This is a genomic window from Chromobacterium sp. LK1, assembly GCF_001043555.1.
GTDB classification, from domain to species: Bacteria; Pseudomonadota; Gammaproteobacteria; order Burkholderiales; family Chromobacteriaceae; genus Chromobacterium; species Chromobacterium aquaticum.
This window is the reverse complement of record NZ_LDUI01000037.1, coordinates 1-16,453: the sequence shown is the minus strand read 5'-3', so window position 1 is coordinate 16,453 and position 16,453 is coordinate 1. Positions and strand designations below refer to the sequence as shown.

Here is a 16,453-nt window from a genome sequence, read left to right as displayed (position 1 = left end):
CGGCCTCGGGTCCATCTTGATGCAATGCCTATCAACTGATGATGCCGTTTTCAGGTTTCCGCCGGGACTTGCCCGGCCTGGCCTGCTTCCGACACGAGTTTGTTTGGCTGTCATCCTTGATGGCTTCCCGCGCCTGCGCTTGCGCCGATTGTTGGTTCACGAAAATTTTATGTTCGTATTGCATCATCGTTGTTTGATAACAATCAAACGCAGGTCTTTCCCTGGCGAGACTCTGTTCAGCTCCTTCTTTTTGCAACATGGCCGGCAACGGTTTTGCCTTTCGCCGCGCCACGAAAGCGTCCTTCTCCACCGGACACCGGCTTTACGCCGATGGCAAGCGCGATTGCAAACAATACAAAAACACTTAAAAATCAGCCAACTAGGCGAAAAACGGTCGTTTGATAGGCAAAACAATGTTTGAAACCAATCAAAAAATGTTCGTTTTGAAAAATTTTTGTTCGTTTTCGAAAACAATTTTACTGCTCGGATTTCATATTATGATACTTCATCGCAAGCCGTCGGCCATGCTGATATAGCAAACGTCTTGACGTAAGCGAGCACCTCCACCTCCCCTGCCTTGTGCCCACCACCCACCGCAGCAATCCAATTAATTACTATTTTTCAGTTAGTTAGCGCGCCAAACCAAGCCATTACCACGGGCTAGGCAGCCTGTTTCCAATCCTAGCCGCCGTCGCTCCACCCATGCCATGCGCGTGTCTTCCCGCGTTACAACTAGCTCGAACCATGCCGAAAAACCCAGCTGAGCTTTCAAGCAAGCGCTCGATTTCACTCAACAACGATCAGCAAAGCAACATAAAACTAAAACAATCTGAAAATTGGAATATTTCGCAAACAAGCCATATATCTAGCAATTTTCTTATTTTTATGGGCAATTTTTCTTATTTTTAAACCAAAAACAAGCAATCATCATGATATTGATAAGTCATCAACAGCAAATAGCAATTGTTCGGATGTTCGTTTTGCTTCAAAATAAAGTTGATTAGAATCAACTGATGTTCTGAAAGGTGTAACCACCTCGGTACAACTGCCTATACCATGCACATCAATGAAGCGTGAATCACTAATCAACGGTTCCCGCTACTGACTAAAAGTCTAGCAAGAGATAAAACGGCGCGCCGCCGGGCGGCACGTCAAAACGATTACCCCATTTGTCTTTTAAGAAGGCCAATATCATGTCTCAAGCCGTTTCCACCCCCCTGCCCAAATCAGGCGCTTCGTCCGCATGGACCAAGCAAGATACCGTCTGGATGTTGGGTCTGTACGGCACCGCCATTGGCGCCGGCACCCTGTTCCTGCCCATTAACGCCGGCATCGGCGGCCTGTGGCCGCTGATCATGATGGCTCTGCTGGCCCTGCCGCTGACCTTCTTCGCTCACCGCGGCCTCACCCGCTTCGTGCTGTCCAGCTCCAAGCCGGGCGCGGACATCACCGAGGTGGTGGAAGAGCACTTCGGCGTGGGCGCCGGCAAGCTGATCACCCTGCTGTACTTCTTCGCCATCTACCCGATTCTGTTGGTGTATAGCGTGGCCATCACCAACACCGTGCAATCCTTCATGGTCAACCAGCTGGGCGTGTCCGCTCCGCCGCGCGCCATCCTGTCGCTGATCCTGATCCTGGGTCTGATGGCCATCGTGCGCCTGGGCGAGAAGATGATCGTCAAGGCCATGAGCGTGCTGGTTTACCCCTTTGTCGCCTGCCTGATGCTGCTGGCGCTGTACCTGATTCCGGAATGGAACGGCGCGGCCATCCAGCAAGCCGGCAGCCTGGGCGACGCCCTGTCCCACGGCGCGTTCTACAAAACGCTGTGGCTGGCCATCCCGGTCATGGTGTTCTCCTTCAACCACTCGCCCATCATTTCGTCCTTCTCGGTTGACCAGCAGAAGCTGCATGGCGACGCCGCGGAACCGGCCGCCGGCCGCGTGCTGATCCGCGCTCACGTCATGATGGTGCTGTCGGTGATGTTCTTCGTGTTCAGCTGCGTGTTCAGCCTGTCCCCGGCGGACCTGGCCGCTGCCAAGGCGCAGAACATTTCCATCCTGTCCTACCTGGCCAACCACTTCCGCAACCCGGTGATTGAATGGGTGGCTCCGCTGATCGCCATCGTCGCCATCAGCAAGTCCTTCCTGGGTCACTATCTGGGCGCCAAAGAAGGCTTCAACGGCCTGGTGATCAAGCAACTGCGCCAGAACGGCAAGTCCATCGAGACCGCCAAGCTGGACCGCTTCACCGCCGTGTTCATGATCATCACCACCTGGGCCGTGGCCACCTTCAACCCCAGCATCCTGGGCATGATCGAAACCCTGGGCGGCCCGGTGATCGCGATGCTGCTGTTCCTGATGCCGATGTACGCCATCGCCAAAGTGCCGGCCATGAAGAAATACTCCGGCGCCGCCAGCAACATCTTCGTGGTTCTGATCGGCCTGATCGCCATCTCCGCCATCTTCTACGATCTGTTCGCCTGATCGCCCTTCTCTGACAACCCGGCCGGTCGCGGCCGGCCGGGTTCCTCAGCATCAAGCCTAAGTATCAAGCCAAGAGGTAAGCAATCATGTTCAGCATGACTGATATCTACAAAATCGGCGTCGGCCCCTCCAGTTCCCACACCGTCGGTCCGATGAAGGCCGGCCACCAGTTCCTGGGCTCGCTCAAGGAAACCGGCCGTTTCAACCAAGTCACCCATGTTCACGTCGACTGCTACGGCTCGCTGGCCCTGACCGGCAAGGGCCATTGCACCGACCACGCCATCATCCTGGGCCTGGCCGGCAATCTGCCGGACACCGTGGACCCGGAACAGACCCCGGCCCTGATCGCCGATGTGGAAAAAACCCGCCAGCTGACGCTGGGCCGCACCCATCAGCGCGTGGGCTTCGACATGGATTTCCACACCGCCAACCTGCCGATGCACGAAAACGGCATGCAGATCCACGCCTTCGTCGGCGACGAGTGCGTGCTGACCAAGACGTATTATTCGATCGGCGGCGGCTTCATCGTGGACGAGGAGCATTTCAATCAAAGCTCCTGCAGCGACACCCCGGTGCCCTATCACTTCCTCAGCGCGCAGCAGATGATGGATATGTGCGAGGAAACCGGCCTGTCCGTGTCCGCGCTGGTGATGGAAAACGAAAAAGCCTTCCACGAAGCCAAGGATGTCGAGCAGCACTTCGCCAAGGTGTGGGACGTGATGAAGACCAGCATCGAGCGCGGCATGCGCACCGAGGGCAATCTGCCCGGCCCGATGCGGATTCCGCGCCGCGCGCCGGCCCTGCACCGCATGCTAACCAGCTCCTTGCAAGTGGCCAATGACCCGATGAGCGTGATGGACTGGGTCAATATGTACGCGATGGCGATGTCGGAAGAAAACGCGGCCGGCGGCCGCGTGGTCACCGCGCCCACCAACGGCGCCTGCGGCATCGTGCCGGCGGTGCTGGCCTACTACAACCACTTCATCCAGCCGCTGGACGAGGACAGCTGCCTGCGCTTCTTCCTGTCTTCCGGCGCCATCGGCTGCCTGTTCAAGCTCAATGCGTCGATCTCCGGCGCCGAGGTGGGCTGTCAGGGCGAGGTGGGCGTGGCTTGTTCCATGGCCGCGGCCGGCCTGACCGAGTTGATGGGCGGCAGCCCGTCCCAGGTGTGCATGGCGGCGGAAATCGCCATGGAGCACAATCTGGGCCTGACTTGCGACCCGGTGGGCGGCCAAGTGCAGATTCCCTGCATCGAGCGCAACGCCATCGCCGCGGTCAAGGCCATCAACGCCGCGCGCATGGCCATGCACCGCGTCAGCAGCCCCAAGGTGTCGCTGGACAAGGTGATCGCCGCGATGTACGAAACCGGCAAGGACATGGACGCCAAGTACCGTGAAACCTCCTGCGGCGGCCTGGCCCTGCAGATCGTGACGGAAAACAAGGTTGCGCCGACCCAGGCCATCCGCTGGGTGAACGACGCCGCCTGAGTTCAGGCCTGAAGCCCGCCCCGACAACGCCGCCAGCCCCGCTGGCGGCGTTTTTCATGGCCGGCGTTTTTGCTCCCTCATGACCCCGATGCCCCCTGGCAATGCCAAGGCGCGGGCATGCCCTCACAATAAGCACAGCGTGGCGCGCGAGAGTATGACAAAATTCTCAACTTTCACGGTCTGAACCCGCTCATCCCATCGCCCCGCCCGGTCACGGCGGCGGCGCCATCACCTCAAAAGGGGCCCATGTGTTTTCTGCGACTGTGCACGATTACTGGCAGGCGGCTTTCGCCGGTGAAACCCTGGTTTACGAGGACGCTACGCTCCGGATAGCCAGCTGCCCCCGGTTGGATGATGAAACGCAAGGCATGCTGCTGGAGCCGCAAGCCGGCCAGAGGCAGGCGCTGTTGCGCGCGGACCTGGCGCAGCGGCTGCAACTGGCGCAGCGCCAGGTCTGGACCATGGACAGCTTGCGCCAGGCGCTGGCCGCGGCCGGCCTCACCCTGCACGGCGCGGACCAGATCTTCTATTTTCCCGCCGTCCAGCTGGACGCCTTATCGCAAAGCCCGCAGCCGGACGGCTGCCGGCCGCTGACGCCGGACGACCAGGCCCTGTTCGCCGCCTTTCAGGGCGGCGCGTCGGAACAGGACCTGGACGCCGCCTATGTCGAGCTGGATCACTGGCTGGTAATGGGCGTTTTCGCCGAGGGCCGCCTAGCTGGGGCCGGCAGCCTGTATCCATGGCGGGAATCCAGCGGCATCGCCGACATGGGCTTATTGACTCTGCCGGCGTTCCGCCGCCGCGGCCATGCGCATAAACTGGCGCGGGCGATGGGCCGCGCCGCGCTGCGGCGCGGCTTCGAACCGCAGTACCGCAGCCAGCCGGACAACCTTGCCTCGCTCGCGGTCGCCCGCGCCGCGGGCTTGGCGCTGTATGGCAGCTGGGACATCATCCACGGCTGAGCCAACACCTCATTGATAAGGACAACAAGATGAAGACCCTGAGGCTCAAACCCGCCCTCCCCGACGACGCGGCCGAATGCCTGCGCATACGCGCGTTGACCCGGGAGAACGCGTTCACCGAGGCCAGGCTGGCCGAGCTGGGCATTACCGTGGCGAGCTGGCGCGACGGCATCCTCAGCGGCGAACTGCCGGGCTGGGTGGCCTGGGACGGCGAGCGCATGGCCGGCTATTGCTTTGGCGATCGCGACAGCGGCGAGATCGTGGTGCTGGCGCTGCTGCCGGAATACGAGGCCGGCGGCTGGGGACGCCGCCTATTGCGGCATATGGTGGACACGCTGGCCGGCCATGGCTGGCAGCGGCTGTTCCTCAGTTGCTCCAGCGATCCGGCGGCGCGCTCCTACGGCTTCTACCGCCATCTTGGCTGGGGTCATGGCGGCGAGTCGGACCAGCATGGCGACCATATTCTGGAGCTGAAGCTGGAGCCGGCCGCTTAAGCCGCGGTTCACGGTTCGAGGGATCGTGGTCCGGCTGCAAGCACCGCAGCATAAAAAACCGCCGGCTTCCTGGCGGTTTTTTATGCTGGCCAGCACACGCAATCTCAGTATCCAGCGCGGTGAGGCGTGGACTCAGCTAGGTTCAAGGGCTCAGCAACCATTAACGCGATACCATTCTCCAGTTCATCAACGGCGATTTCCGCCTGTTCAATCGCAGCCTCCTGGACATCCGTCACGCCGATAAAGGGCAAAAGCCGTGCGAATCAATGCCTCCACATGGTTTAAGCCGCCGATGCGGCCACCGGCGTGGTGAACTGGCTGTTGCGGATGGCTAGTCAGGCTTCAAGGTAAGCAGGGCGGCCGGACAGCGACGCCCGCACTTTAAAAAGAGCGCCCCGGCCGCAGACCCTGATTCTGAGCCGCCTCTGTCCCTCTCACTGCACCGCCGCGCGCGGGTCCAGCGCATCGCGCAGCGCGTCCACCAGCAGGCTGAAAGCGGTGACCAGCAGCGACATGGACAAGGTGACCGCCAGCATTTGCCACCAATAGCCCTGGATCAGCTCGGTGGGCGCTTCCGCCAGCATCGAGCCCAGGCTGACCTGACGCACGCCCACGCCGAAGCCGAGGAAGGACAGAATGGCCTCGTACTTGATCAGCGCCACGGTGAGCAAGGAGAACTGCACCAGCAGCAGATGGGAGATATTGGGCAGGATGTGGATGAACATCTTGCGGGCGCTGCCGGCGCCGATGGCGTCCGCTGCCTGCACGTATTCGCGGCCCTTGAGTTTCAGGTATTCGGCGCGCACCAAGCGGAAGCAGCCGGTCCAGCTGGTCAGCGCCATCACCGCGATGATGGTGGTGATGCCGCGGCCGGAGACGGCGGCGAAGGACAGCAGCAATAGCATGTCCGGCACCGAGGTGAACACGCTGTAGAACCAGCCCAGCGCGTCGTCCACCCGGCCGCCGAAATAACCGGCCGCCGCGCCCAGCGCGCAGCCCACCAACAGCGCCGCCACCGCGCCGAACACACCGACAAAGATGGAGGTGGACGTGCCTTTCAGCGTTTTCTCTATCACATCACGGCCGCGCAGATCCGCGCCAAAGGGCAAGCTGGCGCGCTTGGCCGGCGCGGCCTGCGCGTATTCGCCCACGTGTTGCCGCGCCTGTTGCAGCTCCGCGCCTATCGGGTCTTCCTCCGGCGTAATGGTGACAATGGGAGCCGCCTGGGCGAGTTTGGCCGGCTCCGGCGGCAACACGTCGTCGGCGGAGGCCTGAACCCAGCTGGGCGGCGCGTAGGGCACGGCGATTTCATCGGTCCAGCTTGCGCCCACCAGATTGAACCAGCCGCCGATGGCCAGCAGCAGATAGACCGCCACGATCCACAGCGACACAAAACCCACTTTCTTGCGCTTCAGTCTTTGCCAGCCCAGCGCCCACAAGCCGCGCGAGGGAGCGGCCGCCGCGGCGCCGGCGCTATTGTTCAATGTCGTCATCTCCAGCCCTCTCTCATTTGAGCTGCACGCGCGGATCGATCAGCTTGTAGACCAGATCGCCCAGCAGATTGAACACCATGGTGGCGATGGCGATATAGATGGTGATGGCCTTGATCACCGGGAAATCGCTCTTGTTCACCGCCATCACCACCTCGTTGCCCATGCCGGGAATGCCGAAGAAGCTTTCCAGCACCAGCGCGCCTATCAACATATAAGGCAGCGACATCATCACGCTGGTCACCACCGGGATCAGCGCGTTGCGCAGCACATGCTTGAGCATCACCGCGCGTTCGGACAAGCCCTTGGCGCGCGCGGTGCGCACATAGTCCTGGCCGATTTCCTCGACGAAGAAACTGCGGTAGAAACGGATGTCCGGCCCCAGCGACACCATCAGGCCCATCAGCAGCGGCAGCGGCACGTAGACGAAGAGATTGACCCAGAAGGAATCCCCCCAGCCGCGCACCGGGAACCAGCCCATTTTGAAGGCCAGGAAATACTGGCCGGCGATGATGTAGACCAGCGCGCTGATGGACATGGCCACGGTGCAGGCGATGGTGACGATGTGGTCGGTGAGACCGCCGCGGAAATAGGCGACCAGCGCCGCCAGCGGGATGGCGATGGCGAGGTCCACCACCAGCATCGCGCCGGTCAGCGTCAAGGACGGGCCGACGCGGCTGCCGATGATGTCGGCCACCGGCTGCTGGGTGGACCAGGAGGTGCCGAAGTCCAGCGTCAGCACTTGCTTGACGAAAATCCAGAACTGCCGCGGCAGGCTCTGATCCAGGCCCAGTTGGGCGCGGATATTGGCCAGCACGTCCGGCGTCAGGTGCTTGCCGGCCAGCACCAGCGACGGGTCGCCGCCCACCAGGGTGAACAGAGTGAAAACCAGCAGCATGACGCCGAACAGCGTTGGAATCATCTGCAGGATGCGTCGGATGATAAAAGCGGACATGATGTTCTCCTCGCCTGCCGCTTACTTCTGCACGTCCAGGAAACGCCAGATGTAGTTGTAGTTGGGATGCAGCTTGGCGCCGCGCACCCAGGGCTGGATCAGCGTGTTGCGGAAACGGATGTCGCTGAAGGCCCAGGGCGTGTCCGCCATCACGGTCTTGTTCATCGCGTCGTACAGCCGGTTGCGCTCCGGACCATCCTCCAGATTGCGGGACTGCTCATACAGCCGGTCGTAGCGCGCGGACTGGTAGCAGGCGTAGTTGACGCCGCCGGTATTGGGGCCGTACAGCAGCTGGACGAAGTTTTCGCCGTCCGGGAAGTCCGCGCTCCAGGCCGCGCCGTTCATGCCGAACTTGCATTCGCGCTGCGCCTTGATCTGCTCGTTCCACTGCATCACGCGGAAGTCCACGCGCACCTTGATCAGATCGAAGGCTTTCTGCCAGTACTCGTTCCATTGCTTGTCAATGGCGGTGGGACCGGTCAGAAAGTCCACCACCATCGGCGCGCCGCTTGGCTGGCGGCGGTAGCCGTCCGCGCCCTTTTTGTAGCCGAAGCGGTCCAGCAAGGCGTTGGCCAGCGCCGGGTTGTAGGGGAAGGCGCCGCGGAAATCCGGGTTGTGGCCGGCCACATTGGGCGGCACCACGTACTGGACCTTGACCGCCTGGTTGCGGCGGATGTCGCGTATGGTTTCATCGGTGTTAAAGGCCATGGTGATGGCGCGGCGCAGCGCGATCTTGTCCTTGCCGTAGCCGCCCACCACCGGGTCTTTCATGCCGAAGGCGTAGAAAGTGATTTCCTCATCCAGGCTGCGCAGCAAGCGGATGCCCTGGCGCTGGAGATCCGGCTTCAGCTCGGCTCGCCACGGGTTGCTCGGGTCCATGCGCAACAGTTGCCGGATCAAGGGCTGGGGGATGCCCACCAGGTCCAGCTCCGCGCTCTTGAACGCCAGCCAGGTGGGCTGCTCCTCCTGGATCACCGACACTTCGATGCGGCCGATCTGCGGGTAGCTTTTGCCGTTCATCTCGCGGGCGACGCGCTGGTCTTCCGGGTCGCTGCCCGGCTGGTAGTTGAAGGTCTGCTTGCGGAAATTGGGGTTGGCCACCAGCGAGATATGGGTGCCGGGCTGCCATTTGGCCAGCATATAGGGACCGGTGCCCACCGGATGGGCATTGGTGTTGCTGCCGTAGGCTTCCACCGCCTCGCGCGCCTGACCTTGCACAAAGGGCGCGGCCAGAATGTATTTCAGCGCCGGATACGGCTGGATCAGCTTTAGTTGCAGGGTGTAGCGATCCAGCGCGCGCACGCCGGCCACCGGCGCGTCGTAGTTGATCTTGCCGCCGGCGGGCTTGGCCCAGGCGTCCAGGCCGACGAATTTTCCGGCCACCAGATCGCTGATCGGCGAGGCCACCGCCGGATCGATCAAGCGCTTGAAGGCGTAGACGTAGTCTTCCGCCGTCAGCTCGCGCTTCTTGCCCTTGAAGGCCGGGTCCGGCGCGAAGTACACGCCTTTTTTCAGGGTGAAGGTATAGGTTTTGGCGTCGGCGCTGACCGTGGGCATGGCCGTGGCGACATTGGGCACCACCTTGACCGGCCGCGCCAGGTAGTCGAAGGTCAGCAGCGGATCGAAAATGTGTTCGATGATGGCGCCGGAGTAGATGTCCGAGGTCTTGGACGGGTCGAAACCGGTCTCCGGCGCGTTGAAGGCCACGTGCAGCACCTTGTTCATGTCAGCGGCCTGCACCGACATTCCCCCCCACGCCATCAGCGCCAGCAGCGCGCATCGCGTCAGGCTCATGACTTTCTCCTTTGTTCTTGCTCCGGCCTGACGTCTGGCGCCGGCCTAGTTTTTATGTCGCTGTTCTAGCGGCTCTTAGAACGTGTTTACGATCTCGCGAGCTAAGGCGAGACAAGGCGAAAACGAGCGAAAAAGCGGAATGTACAGGTGGTACATGAGCATTTTGAGTTCGGTTTCAACGCCGTATCGCCGACGCGCAGCAGATCGTAAACAGGTTCTTAACACTCATGAACAAGGTGCGCCGGCTCTGCTTGTTGACAAGCGACGCCGGCGACGCCATCGTAAAAGTATCCCTTCGAACCACCGCGAGCGGCCGCCCTCTCCAGCCGCCCGCCACATCGCTCAGGAGCGCACCATGAAAACGACACTAGCGCTGTCCCTGCTGGCGGCCAGCCTGCTGACCGGCTGCGCCACCCAGGCGGGTTACGCGCAGAAGGTCTACGGCTGGCAAGGCCGCGACGTCAACGAGATGCTGGCGCAATGGGGCGCGCCCACCAGCCAGCTGACCATGCCCAACGGCAATCAACTCTATACCTACCGCAGTGCCTACAGCCAGGAAATGCCCTATCAGGGCGGTTACTACAACTACCCCTGGGGCTTCAGCGGCGGCGGTTCGGTGTATTACCGCTGCACCACCAATTTCGTCGCCGATCCCAAGACCCACACCATTCTGTCGGTGAGCTTCGAGGGCAATGACTGCGTGGCGCCGCCCAAGAATTAAGAACCGGTTTACGATCTGCTGCGCGTCGGCGGGATGGATAGAAATGGGCGTTGAAACCAAGCTCAAAATGCTCATGTACCACCTGTACATTCCGCTTTTTCGCTCGTTTTCGCCTTGCCCCGCTCTTGCTCGCGAGATCGTAAACAGGCTCCAAGCCTCCCCTTCCGCCCAAAAAAGAGCCTGCGCTAACGCAGGCTCTTGTCGTTTCAGTGCTCGGCCGCCGCTTGGTGCGCCGGCTTGCCGCCCAGCAGGCGGCGCACCCAGCCGCGCAAGCTGTCCAGATAGGTGTAGACCACCGGCACCACGATCAGGGTCAGCACCGTGGAGGTCAGCAGGCCGCCGATGATGGCGTGCGCCATCGGCCGGTTGCTTTCCGAGCCATCGCCGGTGCCCAGCGCCAAGGGCAGCATGCCGAAGATCATCGCCAGGCTGGTCATCATGATGGGACGCAGCCGTACCCGGCCGGCCTCGACGATGGCCTCGCTGCGCTCCATGCCCTCGCGCCGCGCCTGATTGATGAAGTCCACCAGCAGAATGCCGTTCTTGGCCGCCAGGCCCATCAGCATGATGATGCCGATCACCGAGAACATGTTCAGCGTGGAGCCGAACAGGTAGAGCGAGCAGAACACCCCGACGAAGGCCAGCGGCAGCGCCATCATGATGGTGACCGGCAGGGTGAAGCTGCGGAATTGCGCGGCCAGGATCAGGTAGATGAACACCACGCCCAGCGCCAGCGCTTGCACCGCGTAGCCCAGCGATTCCTGCATGTCCTTCTGCTGGCCGCCCTGCGCCAGCACCACGCCCGGCGGCAGTTTCAGCCCTTCCACCAGCTTATGCACCTCGGCGGACACGGTGCCGGCGTCGCGGCCCTCGATATTGGCCAGGATGGTGATCTCGCGCATCATGTTGACGCGCTTGATCTGGCGCGGGCTGATGCCCTGCCGGGTTTCTATCAGCGAGGACAGCGGGATCATATTGGCCGCGCCGTGCGCATCCGGCCGCCCGGCCACGGTCAGCGCGTCCAGCAGTTCCTGGCGGCGCTCGGACTTGGGCACCCGCAGCTTGACGTCGTAGTTCTCGCCGTCCGGCGCTTCCCAGGTGGTGAGCGCGTTGCCGGCCAGCAGGATGGACAGGGTCTTGCCGACGCGGGCCAGATCCACGCCCAGGCTGGTGGCGGCGTCGCGCTTGAGCACCAGGTTCAAGGCCGGATCGCCTTCGCTGAGGTTTGATTCGATATCGCGCACGCCCTGGATCTTGCCCAGCCGGCGCATCAGGTCTTCCGATACCGCGGACAATTCGCGCAGATCGCTGCCGCGCAGGCCCACCTTGATCGGCTTGCCTTGCTGCTGCTCGTTGGCCACCGATTTGATGGTGACGCCGGCCACCGGCCGCACCCGCGCGCGCGCGTCGGCGATCACCTGGCTCAGGCTGCGCTGGCGGCTGTCCTTGGCGCCGATGTCCACTGTCACCGAACCATCGTTCTTGCCGGCGCCGAAATTGCCCTCGCCCACATTCATCGAGATCGACTTGATCTCGGGAATGCCCTTCACCGCCGCCGCCAGCTCATGACCCTTGGTGGCGGTGTATTCCAGCGCCGAGCCGGGCGCGGTCTGGTAGCTGATGGTGAATTTGCCGCTGTCACGCTCCGGGATGAATTCGCCGCCGATGCCCGGCACCAGCAGGAAGCTGGCGATGGTCAGCAGCAAGGCGGTGCCGACCACGGTCTTGCGATGTCCCAACGCCCAGCGGATGGCGCCGACATAGCGTTCCGCCAGCCGGTCCAGCGAGCTTTCGAAGGCGTCCAGCATCCGCCCCAGCGGGCCGCGGTGCTTGTCGCCGTGATGGTGCGGGTCGTGCCAGATCGACGACAGCATCGGGTCCAGCGAGAAGCTGACCAGCATCGATATCAGCACCGCCACCGCCACGGTCAGGCCGAACTGGTGGAAGAACTTGCCGATGATGCCGCCCATGAAGCCCACCGGCAGGAACACCGCCACCACGGTCAGCGTGGTGGCCAGCACCGCCAGGCCGATTTCATTGGTGCCGTCCAGCGCCGCCTGGTAGTGGCCCTTGCCCAGCCCGGTGTGGCGCACGATGTTTTCGCGCACCACGATGGCGTCGTCGATCAACAGGCCGATGGACAGCGACAAGGCCAGCAGGGTCAGCATGTTCAAGGTGAAGCCGAACATCTGGATCGCGAACAGGGTGCCGATCAGCGACACCGGCAGCGTCAGGCCGGTGATCACGGTGCTGCGCCAGCTGCCCAGGAACAGGAACACGATCAGCACCGTCAGGCCGGCGCCTTCCAGCAGCGTGGATTCGACGTTGTTTAGCGACTTCTTCACGTCTTCGGCGCTGTCATAGGTGTAATGCACCTTGACCCCGGCCGGCATCTGGTTCTTGAGCTCCGCCACCCTGGCCTTGACGCCCTCGGCCACTTCCACCACATTGGCGCCGCGCGCGGCGCGCAGGTCCAGCGACACGCCGGGCTGGCCGTCTATCAGCGAGATGCTGGACTGCTCGGCCTCGGTGTCGGCCACGGTGGCGATGTCGTCCAGCCGGATCGGCGCGCCGTTGCGGTAGCCCACCGCCAGCCGCGAGAAGTCCTCGGCGGACTTGAGCTTGCCGGCGACGCGGATCGCCCATTCCTTGCTCACCGCCGACACCGAGCCGGCGGGGAAGTCCTGGTTGGCGGCGCGCAGCGCGTCGGCCACATCCTGCAAGGACAGGCCGGAGGCTTCCAGCCGCACCGGATCGACATCGACGCGGATCTCGCGGCGCACGCCGCCGAACAGCTTGACGTCGCCGACGCCGGCCACCATCTGCAGCCGCTTCTTCAACACCTTGTCCACCCAGGTGGTCAATTCACGCGGCCGGGTCTGGTCCGAGGTCAGCACCAGGCTCAGCATCGGGTTGTCATTCGGGTCCACCTGGGACACGGTGGGCGCGGAAATCTCGCGGCGGAACTGGCCCTGGATCGCGCCGATCTTGTCGCGGACGTTCTGCACCGCCACCACCGGGTTCACCGATAGCTCGAACTCCACCACCACGGTGGAATTGCCTTCCATGGAATAGGAGCGGATTTCCTTGATGCCGTTGATGGTGTTGACCGCCTCTTCCACCGGCTTGGAGATTTCGCTTTCCACCACCTCGGGCGACGCGCCCGGATAATCGGTGGACACCAGGGCGATGGGGAAGCGGATGTCCGGCATTTCCTCCACCGCCAGCCGCTGCCAGGAAAACAGGCCCAGCACCACCAGCGTCAACATCAGCACGGCGGCGAAATAAGGATTGCGGACACTGACTCGGGTCAGCCACATACTGGTTGTCTCCGCTTAGAATTTGCCGCTGGGCAAGGAGACCGGATCGCCGGCCTTCACGCCCACCAGGTCGACGGCGATCACCGGCTCGCCGGCCGTCACGCCCTCCACCGCCGCCAGCCGGTCCGCCTCGGAACGCAGCAGCAGCCGCACCGGACGGCGCTCCAGCCGCCCCTTCTTGACCACCATCACCCAGGCCTGGCCGTCGGGATCGTGGATGGCCGGCAGCGGCAGCACGACCTGCCCGTCAAGCTGCTTGAGCACGATGCCGCCCTTGGCGAACTGGCCCACTTTCAAGCGTTGCTCCGGGTTCTTCACGCGGATGTACAAGGTGAAGCTGCGGGTACCGGGCACCGCCACCGGGTTGATGCGCACCACTTCGCCGTGCTGCGGCTCGCTCTGGCCGTCCACGGTGAAGCTGGCCCGCATGCCGGGCTGGATCTGGGAAATCAGCCGCGCCGGCACGGTGGCGGCGATCTCCAGCACCGAGAGGTCGGCGATGGCGAACAGCACCGCGCTCTTGCCGGCCACTTCGCCCGGATTGATCTTGCGCTCGTAAACCACGCCGTCTATCGGCGCGCGGATCTGGGTGTCGGCCAACAGCCGGCGCGCGCGCGCCAGTTGCGTGGCCTGAGCCTTGGCCTCGCCCTCCTTCACCCGGTAGTCGCTGTCGAATTCGTCATAGGCGATCTGCGAGATGAAACCCTTGTGCAGCAGCTCGCGCTGCTTTTCCAGCTTGACCTTGGCCAGGCGCAGCCGCGCCTCGGTATTGGCCACCTGGGCGTTCTGCTCGGTCACCGACTGCGACAACACCTCGGCGTCCAGCACCGCCAGCACCTGGCCGCGCTTGACCGCCTCGCCTTCGCGCACGCGCACTTCCTTGACCCTGGCCTCCACCTCTGCGGCCAGGCTGCCGCTGGTCAGCGCATTGAGCGAGCCGGTGAAGGAAATCGTGGCCGCCAGCGGCCGCGGCGTGGCCACCACCACGTCGGCGCTGGACAGCGCGCGCGCGGCCGGCGCCGAAGCGCCCCCTTTGCCGGCGGCGGTTTGAGGCGCCTCGGACGGCTTGCCGCTACAAGCCGTCAACGCCAACAACAATGTCAGGACGGAGACAAATCGTGTGTTCATCTTGTGTTGTTCTTTTCATTGAATGGGCGGCCCGTCAGGCTGCTCGGGACGCGGAGGTCGCATGATGGCTGGCCGCGTCAGGCACGGCCGGCATGCATAAGGGCGGCCAGACTGCGGCCGCCCGATATCATGCCACAACAATAAACCTCATATGCATGTCATTGCACGAATTGTTCCGACCCTACAATCCCCAGCTTGGTCACCCCCAAACGCTGCGACTCCGCCAGCACCATCGCCACCGGCTCATACCCCGCGTCCTTGTTCGGCTTGATGTGAAACTCCGGCTGCGGCACCCGCGCCGCCGCTTCCGTCAGCTTCTTCTCCAAGCCCTCTCGGTTCGCCAGCCGCTCGCCGTTCCACAAGATACCGTTGTCCGCCGCAATGTCGATCTGCACCACCACCGGCTTTTCCAAGGGCTTGGCGGGGCTGCTCACCGGCATGTCCAGCTTCACCGCGTGCGTCTGGATCGGAATCGTGATGATCAGCATGATCAACAGCACCAACATCACGTCGATCAAGGGCGTGGTGTTCATTTCCACCATCAGATCGTCGTCGGACGAGCCTACATTCATACCCATCTTGCTCTCCCTTCTAGTTCCGCGGTGGCGGCTCGGTAATGAAGGCGATCTTCACGATCCCCGCCTGCTGCACCGCCAGCACGATGCGGCCGATCGGGCCGTACTTCGCCGCCAGGTCCCCGCGGATGTGCACTTCCGGCTGCGGGTCCTTCTTCGCTTCCTTCACCAGCCGCGCCAGCAATTCTTCCTGCGTCTTCACCGGCGTGGTGTTCCAGTAAATGGTGTTGCCGGTGTCCACACCCAGCACGATGTTCTCCGGCTTGGTCTGCGTCGGGATATTGCTTTCCTTCGGCAGCGCCATCTTCACCGTCTGCGTCACCACCGGCACCGTGATCAGGAAGATGATCAGCAGCACCAGCATCACGTCCACCAGCGGCGTGGTGTTGATCGCCGACATCACCGCGTCTTCGTCGCCCTTGCCGTGGCCCTGGCCGAATCTTGCGTTGCGCCCCTTCATCGCCCGCTCCTCAGCGGCTGGCGAGCAGGCTGGCGTGCAGACGCCCCGCCACCACGCGCACCATGTCCAGCACCAGCTTGTTGCGGCGCACCAGCCAGTTGTAGCCCAGCACCGCCGGCACCGCGACGCCCAGGCCGATCGCGGTCATGATCAGCGCTTCGCCCACCGGGCCCGCCACTTTGTCGATGGACGCCTGGCCGGACATGCCGATCGCGGTCAGCGCGTGGTAAATACCCCATACCGTGCCGAACAGGCCGACGAACGGCGCGGTGGAACCCACCGTCGCCACCACCGACAGGCCGTTTTGCATATGGTGACTGGCGGAGTCCACCGCGTCGGAGATCGCCATCGACACCCAGGTGTTGAGATCGACGCGGCCGGCCAGTTCGCCCTTGTGTTCGCCAGCCGCCTCAATGCCGGCCACCGCCACCGCGCTGAACATGCCTTCGTCTGCCAGTTCGCTGGCGCGCTGTTGCAGCTCCGCGCCGTGCACCGCCAGCAGCTCGCGGCCTTGCTTCAGCAGGCGGCGCTGTTCCAGCAGCTTGACGATGCCGACATACCAAGTGGCCGCCGACATGATCAGC

At 63.0% G+C, this 16,453-nt stretch carries 14 protein-coding genes; 5 read left to right on the top strand and 9 right to left on the bottom strand.

What is annotated here, in order from left to right; all coding sequences use genetic code 11:
* Window positions 1-31: 31 nt before the first annotated feature.
* A complete protein-coding gene (locus tag VI26_RS24640) occupies window positions 32-310 on the bottom strand; it encodes a hypothetical protein (RefSeq protein ID WP_156183919.1) in 279 nt (92 codons plus the stop codon).
* An 883-nt stretch (window positions 311-1,193) separates the two neighbouring features.
* Here VI26_RS24640 and VI26_RS16620 point away from each other — a divergent pair.
* The 4 genes from VI26_RS16620 (at window position 1,194) to VI26_RS16605 (ending at window position 5,426) form a co-directional block, all read left to right on the top strand.
* The gene (locus VI26_RS16620; protein ID WP_048410876.1) at window positions 1,194-2,483 is read left to right on the top strand and encodes an HAAAP family serine/threonine permease; all 1,290 of its coding nucleotides are present in this window, start codon (window positions 1,194-1,196) and stop codon (window positions 2,481-2,483) included.
* Between the two features lie 86 nt (window positions 2,484-2,569).
* On the top strand, window positions 2,570-3,970 hold the full coding sequence (locus tag VI26_RS16615; protein WP_048410875.1) for an L-serine ammonia-lyase: 1,401 nt from the start codon (window positions 2,570-2,572) through the stop codon (window positions 3,968-3,970).
* A 248-nt stretch (window positions 3,971-4,218) separates the two neighbouring features.
* A complete protein-coding gene (locus VI26_RS16610; RefSeq protein ID WP_048410874.1) occupies window positions 4,219-4,932 on the top strand; it encodes a GNAT family N-acetyltransferase in 714 nt (237 codons plus the stop codon).
* 29 nt (window positions 4,933-4,961) lie between these two features.
* Window positions 4,962-5,426: a GNAT family N-acetyltransferase gene (locus VI26_RS16605; RefSeq protein ID WP_048410873.1), complete on the top strand. Its 465-nt coding sequence runs from the start codon at window positions 4,962-4,964 to the stop codon at window positions 5,424-5,426.
* Between the two features lie 434 nt (window positions 5,427-5,860).
* On the opposite strand, the gene VI26_RS16600 is transcribed toward VI26_RS16605, so the two are convergent.
* Genes VI26_RS16600 through VI26_RS16590 form a run of 3 tightly spaced genes read right to left on the bottom strand, consistent with a single transcriptional unit; the run spans window position 5,861 to window position 9,665 of the window.
* Window positions 5,861-6,919: an ABC transporter permease gene (locus tag VI26_RS16600; RefSeq protein WP_048410872.1), complete on the bottom strand. Its 1,059-nt coding sequence runs from the start codon at window positions 6,917-6,919 to the stop codon at window positions 5,861-5,863.
* A gap of 13 nt (window positions 6,920-6,932) precedes the next feature.
* Window positions 6,933-7,871: an ABC transporter permease gene (locus VI26_RS16595; RefSeq protein ID WP_048410871.1), complete on the bottom strand. Its 939-nt coding sequence runs from the start codon at window positions 7,869-7,871 to the stop codon at window positions 6,933-6,935.
* A 21-nt stretch (window positions 7,872-7,892) separates the two neighbouring features.
* Window positions 7,893-9,665, bottom strand: a complete 1,773-nt coding sequence (locus VI26_RS16590) for an ABC transporter substrate-binding protein (RefSeq protein WP_053074469.1) — start codon at window positions 9,663-9,665, stop codon at window positions 7,893-7,895.
* Window positions 9,666-10,020: 355 nt separating this feature from the next.
* Here VI26_RS16590 and VI26_RS16585 point away from each other — a divergent pair, with 355 nt between their 5' ends.
* Window positions 10,021-10,386: a hypothetical protein gene (locus VI26_RS16585; protein WP_048410870.1), complete on the top strand. Its 366-nt coding sequence runs from the start codon at window positions 10,021-10,023 to the stop codon at window positions 10,384-10,386.
* 206 nt (window positions 10,387-10,592) lie between these two features.
* On the opposite strand, the gene VI26_RS16580 is transcribed toward VI26_RS16585, so the two are convergent.
* From VI26_RS16580 to VI26_RS16560, 5 genes are all read right to left on the bottom strand, one after another.
* On the bottom strand, window positions 10,593-13,706 hold the full coding sequence (locus VI26_RS16580) for an efflux RND transporter permease subunit (protein WP_048410869.1): 3,114 nt from the start codon (window positions 13,704-13,706) through the stop codon (window positions 10,593-10,595).
* Window positions 13,707-13,721: 15 nt separating this feature from the next.
* Window positions 13,722-14,834: an efflux RND transporter periplasmic adaptor subunit gene (locus VI26_RS16575; RefSeq protein WP_048410868.1), complete on the bottom strand. Its 1,113-nt coding sequence runs from the start codon at window positions 14,832-14,834 to the stop codon at window positions 13,722-13,724.
* Between the two features lie 158 nt (window positions 14,835-14,992).
* The gene (locus tag VI26_RS16570) at window positions 14,993-15,412 is read right to left on the bottom strand and encodes a biopolymer transporter ExbD (RefSeq protein WP_048410867.1); all 420 of its coding nucleotides are present in this window, start codon (window positions 15,410-15,412) and stop codon (window positions 14,993-14,995) included.
* A 13-nt stretch (window positions 15,413-15,425) separates the two neighbouring features.
* A complete protein-coding gene (locus tag VI26_RS16565) occupies window positions 15,426-15,869 on the bottom strand; it encodes a biopolymer transporter ExbD (protein WP_048410866.1) in 444 nt (147 codons plus the stop codon).
* A 10-nt stretch (window positions 15,870-15,879) separates the two neighbouring features.
* On the bottom strand, window positions 15,880-16,453 hold a 574-nt coding region (locus tag VI26_RS16560; RefSeq protein WP_048410865.1), incomplete at its 5' end, for a MotA/TolQ/ExbB proton channel family protein.